This window comes from Vibrio sp. BS-M-Sm-2 (assembly GCF_041504345.1).
In the GTDB taxonomy this organism is placed as follows: Bacteria; Pseudomonadota; Gammaproteobacteria; order Enterobacterales; family Vibrionaceae; genus Vibrio; species Vibrio satsumensis.
Window position 1 is genome coordinate 1,353,568 of the sequence record NZ_CP167895.1, and the last position, 18,433, is coordinate 1,372,000.

Sequence of the window (18,433 nt, forward strand, 5' to 3'; positions counted from 1 at the left end):
TAATTGGTGTCCAACTATTGGGGGTCAGTTCAAAGATGAGGGCTTTTGAATAAGAAACCAACTGAGTTGTTATTGGTGTGTTAAGCGTACTACTCCGCCTTAAGCATATTGTTCCACTGTCATCACCCAATTTTTCTTCTGTTGTTCGAAATTCATTTTGATTTGCTGGTAACGAACTTTAAGAACTGAGTGTTCGTACTTCTTCACAACGTCTTCACGTTTACTTTCAAGTAGCTGCTTTTTGACTTCGTAGTACTCGTTCATGTTTGATACTAGAGCATCGAACTCTTGTTGAAGCTTGTCTGCGATTTGTTGCTTGTCGGCACGGTGCATAATTTTTTGCTGCGTGCGTTTAAGTAGCATAGACGCTTCGGCTTTCTCGATACGAGCTTGAGGGGTTTTCTTTAGCTTACTTGCCAGTCCCATCAGCGAAGCACTCTTGATCAACCACTTTGTTGGATCGTATTGCCACCAGTAGATTCCGTTACGGTAGTCGTTCTCAAAGATGTGGTGGAAGTTGTGGTAGCCTTCGCCGAAAGTGAGTACTGCTAACACACCGTTATCACGCGCTGTGTTTTTGTCAGTAAAAGGTTGGCTCCCCCAGATGTGAGCAAGAGAGTTAATGAAGAATGTTGTGTGGTGGTTAAGTACCAAACGAACCGCACCTACGATTAACAACATGCCAAGCACGTCACCGTAAATAACACCTAAAGCGATAGGAACACCGAAGTTCATCAGCAATGCCAACAGAACATAGTGTTTGTGCTGCCACATAACAATCTTGTCTTTTTTAAGATCACGACAGTTTTCATAGTTTTCATACATTGAGGTACTGTAATTACGAATCATCCAGCCTATGTGTGAGTACCAAAACCCTCGTTTTGCAGAGTATGGGTCTTTGTCATTATTATCGACATGCTTGTGGTGTACTCGGTGATCAGAAGACCAGTGTAGCGCGCTGTTCTGCAGGGCAAATGCACCACCTAATGCAAATAAGAATCTTAGGCTTGAATGCGCTTCAAAAGCTTTGTGTGACCATAAACGGTGATAACCTGTCGTGATTGAAAGGTTACAGAACGTAAAACAGATCGCTAGCCATATCCAGTGCTCCATACCATAGCCAAAAAAGTAGCCATAAACAGGGGCCGCAACGACAGCAAGCAGCATACTAAAAGAGAATATAAAAATATTGAGCCAGATTAATGGCGGCTTTTTTGTTGATGGGTTATCGGCACTATTCATTAGCAAATTTCCATTGAGCTTACATCTGTGCGCTAGAATATCAGCGTACACGTGTAAGTCAAGATTGAAAGTGTAAACGTGTATTAGTATGTTTTACTTAAATATTGTATAAAGGTAGTGTGAAATGTAGTAGCAAGTCATAAATGGAAGTACTAAGGGCTAATAAATGGAAATTAAGGTAGCTGAATATAAAGATTATGAGCGGATTGCCCAATTACATGCGGATAGCTGGAAGCTATATTACCGCGGCATTCTTGCTGATGATTACTTAGAGAATGATGTTTTGGAGGACAGATCTGTTATTTGGCAGACTCGTTTGATTAATCCTCCTTTCAACCAACATGTTTTATTGCTTGAAGAAGGCGGTTTACTGGTTGGTTTCGTCTGCGCGTTTGGTAATCACAACTTTGAGCGTGGCACGTTCATTGATGCGTTACATGTAGACAATAATTATCGCGGTAGAGGTATTGGTAAGCGTCTACTGTCTGAATTATCGAAATGGTTGCAGCAATACTATTCGGACTCAGGGCTTTACCTAGAGGTGATGTCTGAGAACCACCAAGCGATAGCTTTTTATGAGGCGATTGGCGGCAAAGAAGAACTTGAGCAAGTTTGGAACGCACCATGCGGTAGTCAAGTGAACGAGAAAGTGATTTCTTGGAACTCTCCTGTTGAACTTGAACAGAAAACAGCAAGCGTCGTGTATTCTTAGTTGATTCTTGTTTAATACTGGTTTTTTTGCTAATTAACAACTTCTGACCGAAGTTACTTTAAAGCCGAAGAACAAAGACAAAAGCCCCGAGCATTAAATTGTTCGGGGCTTTTTTGATTGGATTCGTGGCCGTTTTAATGATTAGCTAAGACGCGTGAAATACTGGGCGATTAATCACACCATGTGATCTTATTCCTACCGCCTTTCTTCGAAATGTAGAGTGCTTGGTCGGCGTCGTCGATAAGTTGCTCTACAGAACCAAGGGCCTGCGGTGCATGTTTCACACCGATTGAAATCGTTACTTCTAACCTAAGGCGAGAAGGGGATTCTAAAAGGGAATTAACTAGCGATTCAATTGAAGCCTCGGTTTCTCCTTGAACCATCACCAAAAACTCTTCACCACCGTATCGAAAGCAGTTACTGCTGGTCGGTAGTCGTTTTTGAATTTCATCGGCCAATTCTTTGATCACCATATCGCCCATTTGGTGGCCGTAGGTGTCGTTAATCAATTTGAAATGATCAATATCTATCATGATCGATGTAATGGATAGCTGACGGTTTATGCTCGGTTCTATCACCTGATGAAGATAAAGGCGGTTGTAGCAGCCCGTTAGCGCGTCTTGATAAGAAAGCGCCTCAAACATATTGGATTGTTTGCGAAGCTGAATCGCTTGTTTACGCAGTTGCTCGGATTGAGCGAAACGTTTGTGTACTTCTAAATTACGTCTTATACAGGCCGCTGAGATTAGGATGTAAGCCGAAATATAAACAGAAATTGTGTCGATCTCATGCTTTGGCTCAGCTTCATAAAGCAGTGGCGCAAGGCCGATGAGATAAGCCAAAAAGATAAACGACAGGGTAGAGATACTGTACTTGGCTGACAACCTTGAAAACGTACCAATGTAGATCATCACTAAAATGATACCGCCTTGGTAATCGAAGTTGTTCAGCTCAATAGCAAGTCGACCGACATAGACCAAGAAAAGTGAGCTAATTACAAGGAAAGTACTTTCTACGAGTTCCAAAACGTTGGGTTTGCTTGTAATGCAGTATCTGGCGACAGCCATCATCAATAGAAAAAGTATGACTCTGAAAATGATAGGTGTAAGACACTCACTCCCAAAGTGTATGTAGTCGGTAACGAGGAAAGCACAGAATATTGAGATCGGGATGTAGATGAAATTTATGTACGGCAAATAAATTTCATTATCGAAATAGGTTTTAAATCTTTGATTCTTGAACCCAGAATAAGAGCGCATTGAGAAATTAGCCGAGATTGATACACAATAATTTGCGTAGTATGTCACAGTCTTTGGGATTGTAAACGACCATTTCTATAGATTTGTCAGTATGTTAGCTAGATCAACAAACCGTATCAGGCAATATTCATGTTCTATGGGGAATAGAACATGAATACTTTAGAGGCTGATGTAAAAATGATTAAGAGAGATTAACGTTTGTTCTTCAAGTAACGCTTACGACGCTCCTCTTTCTTCTTAATCTGTTGTTCGGCTTTCAGAGCAGCCGCTTCTTCAACTTCGATCAGCTCTTGTGTGATCATTTCTGGCAACTCAAGCGTTACCTTACCTAAAGTGCCGTTACGCAATTCGTGAAGTAGGATTTCCGAACATTTGTGAATGTCGATATGACCACCGGCACGAAGTGCGCCACGCTTACGACCAATCGCTTCCATCAATTCGATGTCAGACTCTGGCAGCTCTTCAATTTGGTAACGTTCTTGCAAAAGGTTAGGGTACTGCTTTGCTAGGTATTCTACTGTGTAGAATGCCACTTCATCGTATTCCATTGCCGTATCTTTTACAGCACCTGTTGCAGCCAAGCGGAAGCCACTGTGTGGGTTTTCTACTTTAGGCCAAAGGATTCCAGGAGTGTCTGAAAGGATCACGCCATTTTGCAGATTGATACGTTGTTGGCGACGAGTTACCGCAGGTTGGTTACCTGTAACCGCAATCGTACGTCCAGCCAAGCAGTTGATGATGGTCGATTTGCCTACGTTCGGGATCCCCATGATCATTGTGCGAATGTTCTTGCCCATCTGTTCACGGTGTGGCGCCAGCTTACGTACTAGCTCCATAACGTGGTTAACTTCTTCTTTTACGCTAGTAGTAATCGCAATCGCTTTAACGCCTTGCTCTTTCTCGAAGTGCTCAATCCAACGTTGAGTCAGTTCAGGATCTGCAAGGTCACGCTTGTTCAACACTTTTACACAAGGCTTATCGCCGCGCAGTGAAGAGATCATTGGGTTTTCGCTACTGAACGGGATACGAGCGTCCAATACTTCGATGATCACATCAACTTGTGGGATAACTTCTTCGATTTCTTTGCGGGCTTTATGCATGTGACCCGGAAACCATTGAATAGACATAGAGACAAACCTTGATAAATATATTTGCTGCACATTGTAAGGGTTCGCTAGGGCGTGTAAAGCGCTATGTTGTACCTGAAGCCATGTCTTTACAGTGTTATCTAGGAGCTATGGATGTCGCCTGACTAGATATGGCAGGAGTTTCCCTGCCATTTAACAACACTTAGTAACAATGGATGAGAGTGTAGGAACGACTGAAAGTTCTGGTTTGACGGATTATTTCCTAGATCGAGATTCTAAGAAATAGGTCATAAATACCATGTATAGCAAGACTAAAAATAGCTGGAAAATGCGAACGTAGAATTTGTCATCCAATGCGCCGCTGCTTATTGATGTTCCCATAAGTACATTGAACCCGGTAAAGGCCGTAATATATATAGGCGCCTTTTGTGGTTCGGTATAAATCTTTATTCCGAAAAGCGTAATGACACTGAGTACAACCATCATATATACATACATATTAGGTGCTAAAGATATGATGAGAAAAGCGACGAATGTAATTAGACCTGCGAGGATGTTACTTGCTGTGAAAAATAACGCGGTCTTACCGGACGTTTCACTGCTTGCCATTAACGATAATAACATTACAAATGCAACGGTAAGCAGTATCTGAGAAAGTTGAAAATAGAAGTAAAAGCATACGAGCGGAAACGAAATCACCCATGCGCGCACAGCGGCTGTCCACCGCATTTCTTTGGTCAGTAGGGATGCGGGAAACCCTTCAAAGTCCGCCTTCTCTTCTTCTGGAAAATAAAGGTGCGAAAGGGCGTACAAAGCGACGGCCAAAGTGCCTGAAAACGCAAAACCGATTCCTACATTAAGCGCGGATGCTTGATCGATTATCGTTATAGATGGAAGTAATATCAGTTCGATCATTAGGAATGTTGCGAACATGACCCATTTAGGGTCGGTAAACAAATAGTATGCCCAAAGCATCCCGAGTGTGAGTGTAGAAAGAAAGGCAATTTTATACTCAGGTAGCCCTGTTGATACTGCGAATCCAATAGCAGCGGTGGATAGAAGCGCGTAGGCCAACTGTTTGACATGGAGAATATGAAATTGAGGCTTATCAGCGATAAATTTTGCGGTCAGAAGTGGCGTACAAAAAGCTAATGGCCAGTTAAACCATAGTGCAAGGAATGTTGATAGGCCGACTGCCGTGACGTAGCGAAAAATCCTACGCTCTTGTGCTTGCTCTATTTTATCGAACATAAGAGAACAAGCTCACTACATTAATCCAGGTTTTTCCAAGCAGGTTAAATAGAGTGTTTTCGCCAGTATAAACGATGACATCTGCTTGGCCTCCAATTCGCATTGAGTGGATCGCTGATGGCTCGTTTATTTTAATCGTAACTGGAATACGTTGTGTGTCTCTTAACCATCCATTTTGGTTTTGTACATTCGCAAGGTCACCAAGTTGTTCGTTTTTACCCCATGTGACCCCCAAGTCGATTGAAGATACTGTGCCTTTGAATGTCGTGCCTGGAGCAAGATCTAATGCAATTTCAACGTCATCGCCTGGTTTTATGTTACCGAGACTATTTTCTCTAAAATAAGCTTCAAGCCATAAATTGTCGCTTTCGACGAAGGTGATCAATGGAGAGCCTGAAGAAGCGTAAGAACCTTCTGATAAGCTCAAGTTGGTTACCGCACCATCTGAAGGCGCAGATAGGGTTGTGCGCGATAAGTCCAATTGGGCTTTTTGTAATTCAAGTAGTGCTGATTGTATTTGGGCATTTTCCTCTCCCTCAGGACCCACTTGAGCTTTGGCTTTTTCTAGATTAGCGCGAGCGTTCATGACTTCAGCATTAGCTTTATCAATCGTGGCACGTGTTGTATCGGCATCAGACTTTGATACGACCCCTTTGTCTGCCATAGCCAATACTCGTTGACCCTGACGCCGAGCATTTTGTTGTGCAACTAACGATGTTGTGAGTTGTGCTTGAGCGGAAATAATACTGGCCATTTGCGCCCCAACTTGCTGCCCGGCTATCTTCAATTTTGCTTCTGCTTGTTTAACGGCTATCTCATAGTCGGTAGAGACAATTTTGAGTAACACGTCATTTTTCTCAACTTTAGTGTTTGCAGTAATATTAATTCTCTCTATTTGTCCTGATACTTGTGGTTTTAAGGAAATGACGTTGCCTTCAACCCTAACGTTGTCGGTAGTTGGAATAATTCTGTCTGAAACTACAGCGATGCCGATGGAAAGGATGGTGAATGCCAATAAACTGTTTGTTGTTATTTTTACTTTATTGATGGGTTTCTTTTTTTGCGTTCCGGTGTCGATTTGTTTTATTTCTGACATGCGAGGCTCTCAATTTAAGATTCTGATATGTAGGGATTTAGGTGTTCTACTCCCATCAATGAACCATCAGGTTATTAATGAGAGAGTGAACTGTTTTTAAGATGAACATAAGATCAAATATCTTGATTTAATGGCCATATCGTGACATTGAAATTTTTATTGACGTGATGAAATTGAAATCTATTCTCAGGAAGAGTCCAATCGGCATCAATTAAAGTAGTTATTTTTGATGTGTCACCAAATGGCAAGCATGGCGTTAGATGAATGATTAACATCACTTTTTGAATATTAATTGCAGTTAGTTTAATAGCTCGATAACTGCAATTTATATAAGACTAACGTTAAATGGAACTGGATATGAAACTGATAAAGACTCTCGCGTTATCTATGATTGTGTTGACTGCCAACGCGTATGCAATCACAGATGCCAGTAAGATTGGCGCAAACTCAGGTGCTATGAATTACTGCTACGATAACTTTTCTGACCTTAGCCAAAATTCTAAATACAAAATTCTAAAAATGAAAACCTATGAAAAATATCGAGATCTACCTAGTGATGAGCGTGCACGAGCGTTATTAATGAAAACGGCAGCAGAAGAAGGCGAGTATTTAGGGGATCCTCTGGATAAGAATCGATGCAATAGCCTAAGAAAGATGCTTTATATTCAGTACAACTAAATAGTATGAATTTAGCCCCTTATTCAATTTACTAATAAGGGGCTTTCTAATTCTTAGGCAGGATTTTCAACATATCAACGTGAAGTGAACAAGGTCGGAAGGTGAAAGCATATGAATAGAGGAGTACCACTTGTTCGCACAGATTGTATTCATGATCTAGCTGAACTCTTTAGTGAAAAAGATATTAACGTCCATTCTTTGATTACTGGCGTAAAAGCACCGGTTGACATACAAACATGTGAATTCCCGTTTATACCTGAGACTGTTTTACTCAACATAATCAGAATGTTTGGTGAAAGTGTTTCGCTGGATACATTTGTGACTCGTGTTTGGTTAATGTGTAAGAACACCTATATACCTGGCGTGATTGCTCATTTGGTTAAAGCAAGGGAGGGCACTGTAAAAGAAGCACTAGAAGAATTCTGTGAAATCATTCGATATTACTCAAGCGGAGTTAGAATATCTTTAAAGCTCCATAATGATTGTTATTGGTTAGTTCGTGAAAAAGAGGGCGCTACACAAGACTGGTTTAAGTACGCCGAGATATTCTCGATCATTTTTCTGGATGAGTTGGTAACAGCTTTGACAAAACAAAACAGCAAAGAAAAGTATGTGACAATTGTTAGCCCACATACGGAGTGCTTTTTTGAATGTTCAAAGTTAGCACATGTTCAGTTTTTCACACTCCGTTCAGTCACAGGTATTCGCCTAAATAACGAACTTTTGAATCAGAAAGTTAACTCACTAAAAAAGTCAGAACGAAGAGTACTCACAGATCGAGAAGGTATCCCTAGTGATTTCTTGTGCTCATTCAAATATGCCATGCAACCATACTTGTCGATGGGAAAGTTACCTATATCAACGGCTGCGAACATATTGGGAATGAGTCCTAGGACTATCCAGAGGCGCTTACTCGGCGCAAGTTTAACTTATCGCGAAGTGTTAGATGATCTTATTTTAAATGAGGCTCAGGTTCGACTGAAGCACTCGGACGACTCAATAACGTCAATAGCTACCAATATCGGCTATGGTGAGTCTGCTAACTTCACTCGTTTCTTTAAACGCAAAACCGGTTTTACTCCCTCACAGTTCCGCAGTAGACATCAGTGCTTATAGGTTGGTGTTTATGGGGAAGCGTTATATTTGATTCAATACTCGATATCTTGTTTTTAGAAGTGACACTTTGCTTTCTTTTTCTTGCCATAAGAACTTTAGCAAATCGTATTCGCGTGGCGTGATATGACAATTCCTCAAAGCCCAGATCCAATAACATTATTGGGTAGACAACAAATAGAGGAATCATCATGTCACACCGTTTTAATGAATATCGCTTACCACTTGAAAGCTCTCTGAAACATGCAGTTTCTTACCTAGAATCTTTAGCAGATAGACCGGTAGATAAAGGTACAACCTCACAAGCTTTACGTGAATCTATCGGCGGAGATTTACCATTGCGACCAACAGACCCATCACAAGTGATTGATGAAATGGTAAAGAATGTCGATGCTGGTTTAATGGCATCGGGTGGTGCACGTTTTTTTGGGTACGCGATTGGCAGTTCGTTTCCTGCTTCACTAGCAGCAGATTGGCTAGTGAGTGCTTGGGACCAAAATGTGCCTTATTACGTTTCTAGCCCTGCTATGTCTGTTGTTGAAGAAACAGCGGCAGAGTGGATGGTTGAGCTATTAGGTTTAAATCAAGGTACGGCGGTAGGTTTCACTTCTGGTGCGCAAGAAGCTATATACACCGGTTTGATAACCGCCCGCAATACACTGCTTGAACGTGCTGGTTGGGATGTAGTCACCAAAGGCTTGTTTGGAGCTCCTCGTATTAACGTTGTTGTCAGTGACCAAATCCACTCAACGATAAAGCGCGCACTGTCAATGATTGGTATCGGTCTAGAAACAATCGTCAAAGTGCCAACAGACGATAACTTACGCATAATTCCAGACAACCTCAAAGCGACTATTTCTGCGCTAGAAGGTCCAACTCTCGTTTGCGCACAGGCTGGCTGTATTGATTCAGGTGCATTTGACCCATTTAATGAACTGGCTGATGCCGTAGAAATGCATGGTAATGCATGGCTACACGTAGATGGTGCAATTGGTTTATGGGCAGCAGCTAGCGATAAACAAAAATACCTGTTGAAAGGGATTGAGAGAGCAGATTCTATTGATACGGATGGCCATAAATGGTTCAACATGCCGTATGACAGTGGAATGATCATCGTAAAAGACGCCGCTGCGCTATCTAAGGCTATGGGTGGAAGTAATATGGGTGATTACCTTAACGATGCAATGGAAAAACCAGATCGAAACGCAATTAACTTTGGTATTTCTGCATCAAGAAGAGCACGTGGCGTTCCTGTGTATGCAGCGTTTAAATCATTAGGTAAAGAAGGGATTGTTGAGCACATTGATCGTTGTACTGAACTAGCACAGCGTATGGCGAAAAAACTTTCTGCAGTAGAAGGCATCACGATTCTGAACGATGTTGTATCCAATCGTTTCTCAGCTCAATTTGGTCAAGGTGATGATATCTACCGCAATGAACTCACGGATCGAGTTGTTCACCGTTTGCAGGAAGAAGGAACGCTATATCCATCAACTTCGGGCTACAAAGGCTTAAAGACGATGCTGTTCTCGGTTTTGAGTTGCCATACTTCGATGGAAGATATTGACCTTTCTGCTGAAAAGATCATTGAAGCATACCAGACGGAGAAAGAATTGATGGATAATGCAGCATCTTAATTCATCCTTCAGAGAGTAAGTCCCAATTGAATATTGGGGCTTTTTATTAATTTTCATCTAATACATGAGTTATGGAATCCTCTACTTATAGGGTTTTGAAAAATAATTATGGAGTTAATTATGAAATTTAAAGCTACGGTTTACCTATTGTTTTCATTAATATTAGTGGGTTGTTCTGGTTCATTTATCGTTGATGAGCACGTTATCTCTACAGATGGTGAACATCGATTATTTGAAATTGATAGAGGTTTCGAGTTCGTTGGCTATTTTGATTATACTAAGGTTAATAGTAATAATAACAGCGTGTTAAGTACAAATCATACAAAGGTTAAAGTGTTTTTAAGTAACAGTGGTGAGACTATACTTACACAGATTTCGAATTGTAGTAACTGTGATTTTGATTTAAATCGTAAAGGCAATAAAATATTAAGCTACGCGAATACAAATCGAAATACGTTGATGGTTAACAGAAAAAACATTAGTGATTTATACAAGCTACATCCTAGTTATATTTCCAAATTAAATAAGTTGCTACCGTTGGGAGATCAAGTCAATAACATTAATAACTATTGTTTTGACTATTATGAGCTTCCTCAAAGAAGAAGCAATATTAAAGTCGGAAAGCTTGAGTCTTGTGATATTCCTGTCTCGACAATATCAATAAAACACATCAAAGTAATATGATGTGTTTCATTTAAGCAATGCTAAACGCATCAGCTATTCACTATCTTGAGATGAATAAAATGCGGTTATGTCTTTCAAATCTTGATCATTGAGCTTACTCAGTTGTGCTCGCATCATATCTGCGTAGTCGCCTTGTCTGTCTCCGTTTTGATACGCTTTCATGGCATTAAAGAGATAGAGGGGATCTTGACCTGAAAGGTTTGGGTAGGTGCTATTAGTTGATGGGCTGGTGGGGTTATGGCAAAACACACAGCTTGGAGATTTCAGCTTACCAAGTTCTGGATCGCCAAAGTCTTCTGCGTGAAGTGTGAAAGAGAGAGTAGCAATGAGTAAAGCTAGGGACTTGTTGTACACGTATATACTCCTGTGAAAACAAAAGTATAAAGCTTCCCCTTAGGGGAAGCTCAAGTATTAATTGCTATCAGCGGGTGTTTTTTAGCTTTAAAGCACTTTATCTAACTCAGTTAAAAATCGAGAGATATCTTCTGCGCTAATGTCACGGTGAGTCACAAAGCGCACTGGGTTGCCTGGAGACATAGTAATCCCTTGTTTACCTAGCTCTCGTGCGATGCGGTTGATATCAACAGACTCATCTAACTTCGCAAATACAATGTTGGTTTGAATGAAATCAGGGTTAACCGAAAAACCTTCTAGCTTGCTTAAACCAATCGCTAGTTTTTTTGCGTTCGCATGGTCTGCTTTAAGCTGAGTCACGTTCTCTGTTAGAGCCATCTTACCAGCTGCGGCAAGAATACCTGCTTGGCGCATACCACCGCCGACCATTTTACGTAGTCGACGTGCTTTAGCGATGTACTCTTTGCTGCCAAGAAGTAGTGAACCGATTGGAGCGCCTAAACCTTTCGATAAGCAAATCGTCATAGAATCGAAGTGTTGTGCGATCTCTTTAATGTGAACATCTAACGCGACTGCCGCATTGTAGACGCGCGCTCCATCTAGGTGCATTTGCAAGCCATGTTGGTTTACGAACTCACGAGCTTCCGCTAAATAAGACATTGGAAGTACTTTACCATTAATCGTATTTTCTAAACTAAGCAGCTTAGTACGTGCAAAGTGGCTGTCGTCTGGCTTAATCGCAGCAGCAAGTTTTTTAAAATCTAACGTGCCATTTGGGTTGTTTTCAATTGGCTGAGGTTGAATAGAACCAAGTACCGCAGCGCCGCCAGCTTCGTACTTGTAGTTGTGCGCTTGTTGGCCACAAAGGTATTCGTCACCACGCTCACAGTGCGCCATTAAACCAAGTAGGTTAGCTTGCGTGCCAGAAGACGTGAACATAGCGGCTTCAAAGCCTGTTTCGTCTGCTGCCCACTGCTCAAGCTCGTTTACTGTTGGGTCGTCACCATAGACATCATCGCCGACTTCTGCGTTTGCCATTACATCGCGCATTGCTTGTGAGGGTTTAGTTACGGTATCAGAACGAAAGTCCATGTTTCTCTCCTAGAGTATTATAGGTAGCCGCAGAGTTGGGCTTTACTTAAACAAGCGATAGTTTTTGTATCGGTGATTTGATCGTGTCGTATTTTGTTGTGTAGTTCTTCTAAGCTCAGCTCGATCACTTCTATGACTTCATCTTCATCACATTCAAAGCGGGTAGTGAGGCTTAGGTCTTTTGCGACGAATAGATGCTGTATCTCATCGCAGAAGCCAGCTAGAGGCGTAACTTGCCCTAAACTTTGAAAAGAAGTTGCACTGTAACCTGTTTCTTCTTCCAGTTCGCGCTGCGCGCATTCAAGAGGTGTCTCATCAATTTCCATAGTGCCTGCAGGTAACTCTAGAAGCCACTTTTTGAGAGAAGGGCGAAATTGGTTAATGAGGATAATCTTTCCAGACGAAGTGATAGGAAGAATAACGGCCGCGCCAGGGTGGTTGATTGTTGTATGTTTTACCACGACGTTCGTAGGGAGCGTCACGTTCTCTTCTATAAGAGAAATACTTTTCCATTGATGGATAACTTTACTCATGCAGTCTGGCCACATTCCTTGCCAATTTGTCGATAACTGAAGACGTGCACCACCATAACGTCTATGGTGCCGAAAATAAAAGAAAAATTGGGTTTAGTTTTAGATTTCGTTTTACGCCGTTCGTGATGTTACTCTCATATTTGGAATCTATGATTACATGAAAATTACGACCCTAACCATCTGATATAAATGCAACTCAATAATAAAATACACTTGTAACAAAGTGCTAACAAATGTATAAAAACATATCTACACTCTCAACAGTTAAAAGATTTTCGGAGTAACGCATGAACCCTTCTATTTCCTCACATGCTGACAAAGCGCTACTCTCTGAAAGAATCAATAAATTAGCGCATGCTCTATCCGATGGTGTCTATGAAAGAGAAGACACGATTAAGCTCTGTTTACTGGCGGCTCTCGCCGGCGAAAGTGTATTCCTATTAGGCCCTCCGGGCATCGCAAAAAGTCTTATCGCTAAGCGCCTAATCCAAGCTTTTGACAACAGCAGCTATTTCGAATACCTGATGACACGTTTCTCTACGCCAGAGGAAGTGTTTGGCCCGTTAAGCATCCAAGAATTAAAAGACAACGGTCGTTATGTAAGACTGACTGAAGGGTATCTACCAACAGCACAAGTTGTGTTCCTTGATGAGATCTGGAAAGCAGGCCCTGCAATCCTAAACACACTGCTTACTGTAGTGAACGAAAAAACCTTCAAAAACGGCAGCGACGTTGAGCGTGTACCGATGCGCTTGTTGGTATCTGCATCTAATGAACTTCCAGACGAAGACAGCGGCCTGGAAGCGCTTTATGACCGTATGTTGGTTCGCGTGTTTGTAAACCGTATTCAAAACAAACAAAACTTTAAATCGATGCTGACGACTGGCACATCTCAAGAAGCTGTGATTCCAAAAGGCTTGGCGATCACTGACATTGAATACCATCAATGGCAGAAAGAGCTCGACAAGTTAGAGCTGACCGATAACTCGTTTAACAAGCTGTATGAACTGAAAACCATGCTTGAGGAAACAGTTAAGAAGCAAGGTTCTGCATCAGAGTCTGATTTGTATGTATCCGATAGACGTTGGAAGAAAGCCGTTAAGCTATTGAAAGCGAGCGCCTTCTTTAGCGGGCGAGATAGCGTGAACCCGCTAGATATCATGCTTCTGCAAGATTGTTTATGGCATAGCCCAGAATCACGAGATGTGGTTCGTAGCGTGGTTAAAGACTTTGCATTGAACCGTGCGTTCGATCAGCAAGAGTCAAAAGCGCAAATCGAAATGTCTCGTGAAGAGTTAGAAGAGATTCAAGACGATGTTGAATCGACGCTATCTGTTTCGCTTTCTATGGAATCAACCAGCGGCTTGTTACGAAAAGACGTTTACCAGAATGATATCAAGAACGCGAAAATGTACAGCGTGGGCAGTGCATACAATCTAGTTAAACTGGTTATGCTACAAAGCAACATGTCGGTGTCTGAATCAGAGAAAGGCGATAGCCGTTGGGTATACGTAGCCAAAGACGATTTTGATCGTGTTCTTAAAGAAGGTCACGGCGATATTTACGGTTACGTAAACGAAAATAAAAACCTATGCCGTTTAAAACTCGACTTAGATGCCTCGAACCAATTAGTGATTAAAGACATTGCCAATCGCTCTGTCTTGGTGAGCGTTGTTACCACAGATGGTTTGGATCAAGAACTGTATAACAAGTGGTTAAGTGGGGCTGAAAGAGCGCTAGAACAGTTAACCGAAGCGGAATTCAAGTTAAAACGCGTTCGCACTGAATTCCATGATGCGTTACCTCATAACTATATTGACCCTGATTTACCGAAAGCGATGGAAGCAAGTTTGCAAGCGGTAACGCAAGATCTTGAAACAACCAAAGTGAAGAGCAGTAAGATTGCTCAGCGTATTAAGTTTATGAGCCAGTACTTCGAGTAAGGGGAGAGCATATGTTAGGAGCAGACGGCTTAAACCTCGCTTTGATGGTTGCTGATTCAGGAATCATTGATACAGCGATGAATGATCTCATCGCTCGTTCTCAAGTCATGATGGCTGCAGAGAACAAAGGTGTGAAGACATCAGTGAAAAACCACTTAGTGAAATGGCGTGGTAAAGTAAAAAAACGCGTCACTAAAGTGTGTGAAACTGATCGATTCCAAGAGGAGATCGCCCTTTACCAAAAAGTGATTTACTGGGATGAACCTCAGTTCTTTGATGAGATAGACAGTGTTATCAAAAAGCTTGAGTGGCACTCAGCGTTTTATCTACAAGCTAGACGCCTTATGGAGAACAATAAGGGCGTTTATAACGCGATGTTTCCACACTACTTTTGCGACCAGTGGTACCAATCACTATCAGATGCGATCAAGCAAGCTCAAGTAACCGAACTTGAAACGAGCAAAGAAAAAGTCTTAGCCGATCTTTACCAGCGCATGGAAACCATGAAAAACATGGACAAAGTGACGGAGTCGGGTGATGAAGGCAGTGTAGGGCGCTTGTGGGATATGGCATCTGCCAAATTAAGCAAAACAGACCTTACCATCATGAAGCGTCATGCTGAGTTCTTGAATAAGCACAAGGGCTTGCAAGAGATCGCTGAAAAGCTGGGCCGTATGGCTGGTGAAGAAGATGATCCTTCGCTTCACAAAGCCCCTGTAGAAGAATTGCAGATGGTTGAAGAGAAGAGCGATGAGGCCGTCGATGATATTGTTGGGATTCATGAAAGTGATGACCTGAACAAAATGCTGCCAAACGAAACCATGTTCCTAGCCTATCCTGAACTTGAGGTTATCTTTTACAAGCACTTGGCCGACAAGCGTTTACTGAGCTATCGCTCGCAAGGTAAATCACGCACGTTACGTAAAGTGAAGGCGCAAAAACCAGATAGCAAGAACATCGATATTGAAAAGGGCCCGTTTATCGTCTGTGTGGACGCTTCGGGCTCTATGAGTGGTTTCCCTGAGCAGTCTGCTAAAGCTATGGCTTATGCCTTAATGCAAATTGCTCTTGCGGAAGAGAGAGACTGTTACGTGATTCTGTTCTCTTCTGAGCAGATTACTTATGAGTTAACAAGGCAGGATGGCTTACGTGAAGCGAGCGACTTCTTAAGTTACTCATTCCACGGCGGTACGGATCTAGAACCTGTTCTTATGAAGTCGATTGATTTGATGACGGGTGATAAATACAAGAATGCCGATTTAATCGTACTTTCGGACTTTATTGCACCTAAACAATCTGACGAAATGATTGCTCAGGTTGAAAAGTTGAAAGAACACAAAAACCGTTTCCATGCGGTTAGTCTTTCTAAGTATGGTAACCCTCAACTTATGACGATGTTCGACCACTGCTGGGCGTATCATCCGAGCCTTGTCGGTCGTTTCATGAAGAAGTGGTAGCGCTAAAACATCTTATTTAAATCGATTTTGCTGTGTGTTTTTTGATTGAAGAGATCGAACATGCAGCAATTTGATTTAAATGTCAGCAAACGGAATTTAAATTCACTTTTTTGTTTGACTATCTCTCCCCAATCCGTAAAGTAGGCACCCGAACACAGCGGTGAGGCTTACTTAAGCCCCTAAAGTGTTGAATTAAAAAGGCGCCTTGGCAGAGTGGCTATGCAGCGGATTGCAAATCCGTGGACCTCGGTTCGACTCCGGGAGGCGCCTCCATTCTTTCTCTTAGTTTGATAAGTTAAGAGACACTAAGAATGAAAATGCGATACTAGCTCAGTTGGTAGAGCGCAACCTTGCCAAGGTTGAGGTCATCGGTTCGAACCCGATGTATCGCTCCAAATTTTGTAATGTTGATTCATTTCGACATTAAGATGGTGTTTTACTTTTCAGTAATCGGCATCGCAATAAAGAATTGCGTGCCCTGGTGGTGGAATTGGTAGACACAAGGGATTTAAAATCCCTCGACGTTCGCGTTGTGCCGGTTCAAGTCCGGCCCGGGGCACCATCTATTTGATTGTTACCTCGTTTGGTATTAGTCAAAAGAGTTGTTCTCTTAAAACACTATTGAAGGCGCCTTGGCAGAGTGGCTATGCAGCGGATTGCAAATCCGTGGACCTCGGTTCGACTCCGGGAGGCGCCTCCATCATTCAGAAAAAACCAGTCCTCGTGGCTGGTTTTTTCGTTTCTGGCCTCGCTAAAAGCTTCCTACGTACCCATTTCAATGTTTATCAAAGAAATCTTTGTTACGGATATACTTGCTCATTAAGTGATACGAAAAAGGTCGTATCAACCAGCTAAAAATAGATCGTCCAAGGCGAATAAGCGTTGGGGTGTTCTCATAGATTCTGCCGTTGTAGAGCCAAAGGACCTTTCCTACATGCCAGTACAGTAAAGGTACGGGTGGCATGAAGGTCACGATGTCGATGTCACAACAGATGCGGTAAGTCTTCTTACTCAAGCGATAGTGCTTTCGAAAACTCCAATCACCAATTGCAGGTTGCCCAAAGGTCACGATTCGCTTAATGCAGCCTGGATACTTTTGCTCAAAGTAGTCAGCAAACACACAACCAATAGCACCACCGGAAGAGTGGCCAGTAATGGAGATTCTTTTGCCTTGCTCTAAGAGAGGGATGAGCGTCGCTTCCAATCGTTCAATTACCGTTAAGCCAAGCTTATCTTCATTACGAGTTGGTTGGCTTTCCTGAAACATCAGATGATAGAAGCCAGCATGCACTCGGTAATTGAGTCCAATCCTTTTGCAGCTTCTCGTCCATAGGGCGAAGTTAAGCAGCCAGTCTGACACGCTGTGTGACCCTTTAATAACGACAACCACTTCGTCTTTGTCGCTGCTCCATAACACTCGAATCATGGTTTTAGCAAACTGGTTCTTTATGATGCGCTGCCCATTAGGATCGAAACCATAACGAGTTTGTTTAAAAACTCTAGGGTAGGCGAGGTTACAAAGAACGGCATAGCGTTCATATTGGTATCGTTTTAATGGTTTCACATGATTACTTCTTAATAAGAGCTACTTAAAACTCTAGTCGTTGAATGTGAAAAGCACATGAAAACACCATTTACTTGATTCGTTGCAGAAAAAGCGAAATAGGCCGCTGTCGTTAAAGTTAATCCTGGATAGTAAATTGCTGTGTTATATTCGAGAGCAACGTATAAGAACCGTACAAGCTGCACTAAATTTATTCTTTGGAGAGTGATAATTAATCACTTGAATTAAAAGATAAAATTTATTGTTGACGAATTTTTTTCTTCCGTTAAAGTACACCTCGTTCTCACGGCTTAGGTCCTGAGGGATGGTGTTTTTACTTTTCAGTAATCGGCCTCGCAAGATTGCGTTGCCCTGGTGGTGGAATTGGTAGACACAAGGGATTTAAAATCCCTCGGCGTTCGCGCTGTGCCGGTTCAAGTCCGGCCCGGGGCACCATCTATCTAGCTTTTACTTTTTGAGTAGAGTGATGAACAAAGAGTTGTTCTCTTAAATCACTATTAAAGGCGCCTTGGCAGAGTGGCTATGCAGCGGATTGCAAATCCGTGGACCTCGGTTCGACTCCGGGAGGCGCCTCCATTCTCTCTCTTAGTTTGATAAGTTAAGAGATACTAAGAATGAAAATGCGATACTAGCTCAGTTGGTAGAGCGCAACCTTGCCAAGGTTGAGGTCATCGGTTCGAACCCGATGTATCGCTCCAAATTTTGTAATGTTGATTCATCTCGACATTAA

General features: G+C 42.1%; 16 protein-coding genes and 7 tRNA genes. 14 read left to right on the top strand and 9 right to left on the bottom strand.

What is annotated here, in order from left to right:
- Nucleotides 1–99 precede the first annotated feature (99 nt).
- The gene (locus AB8613_RS21925) at nt 100–1,242 is read right to left on the bottom strand and encodes a fatty acid desaturase (protein WP_146490711.1); all 1,143 of its coding nucleotides are present in this window, start codon (nt 1,240–1,242) and stop codon (nt 100–102) included.
- A gap of 166 nt (nt 1,243–1,408) precedes the next feature.
- On the opposite strand from AB8613_RS21925, the gene AB8613_RS21930 reads away from it, so the two are divergent.
- A complete protein-coding gene (locus AB8613_RS21930; protein WP_060981238.1) occupies nt 1,409–1,954 on the top strand; it encodes a GNAT family N-acetyltransferase in 546 nt (181 codons plus the stop codon).
- Nucleotides 1,955–2,124: 170 nt separating this feature from the next.
- Here the strand turns inward: AB8613_RS21930 and AB8613_RS21935 are convergent, their stop codons facing one another.
- The 4 genes from AB8613_RS21935 to AB8613_RS21950 all read right to left on the bottom strand — a co-directional run bounded on the left by AB8613_RS21935 (nt 2,125) and on the right by AB8613_RS21950 (nt 6,648).
- A complete protein-coding gene (locus AB8613_RS21935) occupies nt 2,125–3,150 on the bottom strand; it encodes a GGDEF domain-containing protein (protein ID WP_285953572.1) in 1,026 nt (341 codons plus the stop codon).
- A gap of 254 nt (nt 3,151–3,404) precedes the next feature.
- Nucleotides 3,405–4,340, bottom strand: coding sequence for a ribosome biogenesis GTPase YlqF (ylqF, locus tag AB8613_RS21940; protein ID WP_029405588.1), 936 nt, complete (start codon nt 4,338–4,340; stop codon nt 3,405–3,407).
- A 216-nt stretch (nt 4,341–4,556) separates the two neighbouring features.
- Nucleotides 4,557–5,552: a DUF2955 domain-containing protein gene (locus AB8613_RS21945; RefSeq protein ID WP_372385033.1), complete on the bottom strand. Its 996-nt coding sequence runs from the start codon at nt 5,550–5,552 to the stop codon at nt 4,557–4,559.
- Nucleotides 5,542–6,648: an HlyD family secretion protein gene (locus tag AB8613_RS21950; protein ID WP_285953570.1), complete on the bottom strand. Its 1,107-nt coding sequence runs from the start codon at nt 6,646–6,648 to the stop codon at nt 5,542–5,544. The genes AB8613_RS21945 and AB8613_RS21950 overlap by 11 nt, the downstream gene beginning before the upstream one ends.
- 357 nt (nt 6,649–7,005) lie before the next feature.
- On the opposite strand from AB8613_RS21950, the gene AB8613_RS21955 reads away from it, so the two are divergent.
- From AB8613_RS21955 to AB8613_RS21970, 4 genes are all read left to right on the top strand, one after another.
- The gene (locus AB8613_RS21955) at nt 7,006–7,326 is read left to right on the top strand and encodes a hypothetical protein (protein WP_261383511.1); all 321 of its coding nucleotides are present in this window, start codon (nt 7,006–7,008) and stop codon (nt 7,324–7,326) included.
- Nucleotides 7,327–7,437: 111 nt separating this feature from the next.
- Nucleotides 7,438–8,442, top strand: coding sequence for an AraC family transcriptional regulator (locus tag AB8613_RS21960; protein ID WP_061016859.1), 1,005 nt, complete (start codon nt 7,438–7,440; stop codon nt 8,440–8,442).
- 188 nt (nt 8,443–8,630) lie between these two features.
- The gene (locus AB8613_RS21965) at nt 8,631–10,076 is read left to right on the top strand and encodes an aspartate aminotransferase family protein (RefSeq protein ID WP_372385034.1); all 1,446 of its coding nucleotides are present in this window, start codon (nt 8,631–8,633) and stop codon (nt 10,074–10,076) included.
- Nucleotides 10,077–10,196: 120 nt separating this feature from the next.
- Entirely contained in the window at nt 10,197–10,760 is a 564-nt protein-coding gene (locus tag AB8613_RS21970; RefSeq protein WP_146492503.1) for a hypothetical protein, read from the top strand.
- 33 nt (nt 10,761–10,793) lie between these two features.
- Here the strand turns inward: AB8613_RS21970 and AB8613_RS21975 are convergent, their stop codons facing one another.
- The 3 genes from AB8613_RS21975 to AB8613_RS21985 form a co-directional block, all read right to left on the bottom strand.
- On the bottom strand, nt 10,794–11,114 hold the full coding sequence (locus AB8613_RS21975; RefSeq protein ID WP_372385035.1) for a cytochrome c: 321 nt from the start codon (nt 11,112–11,114) through the stop codon (nt 10,794–10,796).
- Nucleotides 11,115–11,201: 87 nt separating this feature from the next.
- Entirely contained in the window at nt 11,202–12,206 is a 1,005-nt protein-coding gene (ltaE, locus tag AB8613_RS21980; RefSeq protein WP_372385036.1) for a low-specificity L-threonine aldolase, read from the bottom strand.
- A 17-nt stretch (nt 12,207–12,223) separates the two neighbouring features.
- Nucleotides 12,224–12,739: an NUDIX hydrolase gene (locus tag AB8613_RS21985; protein WP_146492494.1), complete on the bottom strand. Its 516-nt coding sequence runs from the start codon at nt 12,737–12,739 to the stop codon at nt 12,224–12,226.
- Nucleotides 12,740–13,026: 287 nt separating this feature from the next.
- On the opposite strand from AB8613_RS21985, the gene AB8613_RS21990 reads away from it, so the two are divergent.
- From AB8613_RS21990 to AB8613_RS22015, 6 genes are all read left to right on the top strand, one after another.
- Complete coding sequence (locus AB8613_RS21990) at nt 13,027–14,682, top strand: ATPase RavA domain-containing protein (RefSeq protein WP_372385037.1); 1,656 nt, start codon at nt 13,027–13,029, stop codon at nt 14,680–14,682.
- Between the two features lie 11 nt (nt 14,683–14,693).
- Nucleotides 14,694–16,139 (top strand): ATPase RavA stimulator ViaA, encoded by a 1,446-nt coding sequence (gene viaA / locus AB8613_RS21995; protein WP_146492492.1) that lies wholly within the window; start codon nt 14,694–14,696, stop codon nt 16,137–16,139.
- A 199-nt stretch (nt 16,140–16,338) separates the two neighbouring features.
- A tRNA-Cys gene (locus AB8613_RS22000) sits at nt 16,339–16,412 on the top strand.
- Between the two features lie 46 nt (nt 16,413–16,458).
- Nucleotides 16,459–16,534, top strand: a tRNA-Gly gene (locus AB8613_RS22005).
- Nucleotides 16,535–16,614: 80 nt separating this feature from the next.
- Nucleotides 16,615–16,701, top strand: a tRNA-Leu gene (locus tag AB8613_RS22010).
- Nucleotides 16,702–16,765: 64 nt separating this feature from the next.
- A tRNA-Cys gene (locus AB8613_RS22015) sits at nt 16,766–16,839 on the top strand.
- 75 nt (nt 16,840–16,914) lie between these two features.
- On the opposite strand, the gene AB8613_RS22020 is transcribed toward AB8613_RS22015, so the two are convergent.
- A complete protein-coding gene (locus tag AB8613_RS22020; protein WP_146491411.1) occupies nt 16,915–17,703 on the bottom strand; it encodes a lipase in 789 nt (262 codons plus the stop codon).
- A gap of 348 nt (nt 17,704–18,051) precedes the next feature.
- On the opposite strand from AB8613_RS22020, the gene AB8613_RS22025 reads away from it, so the two are divergent.
- The 3 genes from AB8613_RS22025 to AB8613_RS22035 all read left to right on the top strand — a co-directional run bounded on the left by AB8613_RS22025 (nt 18,052) and on the right by AB8613_RS22035 (nt 18,401).
- Nucleotides 18,052–18,138, top strand: a tRNA-Leu gene (locus AB8613_RS22025).
- A 67-nt stretch (nt 18,139–18,205) separates the two neighbouring features.
- Nucleotides 18,206–18,279, top strand: a tRNA-Cys gene (locus AB8613_RS22030).
- 46 nt (nt 18,280–18,325) lie between these two features.
- Nucleotides 18,326–18,401: transfer RNA gene (locus AB8613_RS22035), tRNA-Gly, on the top strand.
- Nucleotides 18,402–18,433: the final 32 nt, after the last annotated feature.

Bases quoted from the DNA above. Each gene is read 5' to 3' on its own strand.
- AB8613_RS21970 (WP_146492503.1), top strand. From the start codon at position 10,197: ATGAAATTTAAAGCTACGGTTTACCTATTGTTTTCATTAATATTAGTG.
- ylqF (WP_029405588.1), bottom strand. From the start codon at position 4,340: ATGTCTATTCAATGGTTTCCGGGTCACATGCATAAAGCCCGCAAAGAA.
- AB8613_RS21925 (WP_146490711.1), bottom strand. From the start codon at position 1,242: ATGAATAGTGCCGATAACCCATCAACAAAAAAGCCGCCATTAATCTGG.
- AB8613_RS21965 (WP_372385034.1), top strand. From the start codon at position 8,631: ATGTCACACCGTTTTAATGAATATCGCTTACCACTTGAAAGCTCTCTG.
- AB8613_RS21985 (WP_146492494.1), bottom strand. From the start codon at position 12,739: ATGAGTAAAGTTATCCATCAATGGAAAAGTATTTCTCTTATAGAAGAG.
- AB8613_RS21955 (WP_261383511.1), top strand. From the start codon at position 7,006: ATGAAACTGATAAAGACTCTCGCGTTATCTATGATTGTGTTGACTGCC.
- AB8613_RS21950 (WP_285953570.1), bottom strand. From the start codon at position 6,648: ATGTCAGAAATAAAACAAATCGACACCGGAACGCAAAAAAAGAAACCC.
- AB8613_RS21930 (WP_060981238.1), top strand. From the start codon at position 1,409: ATGGAAATTAAGGTAGCTGAATATAAAGATTATGAGCGGATTGCCCAA.
- AB8613_RS21945 (WP_372385033.1), bottom strand. From the start codon at position 5,552: ATGTTCGATAAAATAGAGCAAGCACAAGAGCGTAGGATTTTTCGCTAC.
- AB8613_RS21990 (WP_372385037.1), top strand. From the start codon at position 13,027: ATGAACCCTTCTATTTCCTCACATGCTGACAAAGCGCTACTCTCTGAA.
- viaA (WP_146492492.1), top strand. From the start codon at position 14,694: ATGTTAGGAGCAGACGGCTTAAACCTCGCTTTGATGGTTGCTGATTCA.
- AB8613_RS21960 (WP_061016859.1), top strand. From the start codon at position 7,438: ATGAATAGAGGAGTACCACTTGTTCGCACAGATTGTATTCATGATCTA.
- ltaE (WP_372385036.1), bottom strand. From the start codon at position 12,206: ATGGACTTTCGTTCTGATACCGTAACTAAACCCTCACAAGCAATGCGC.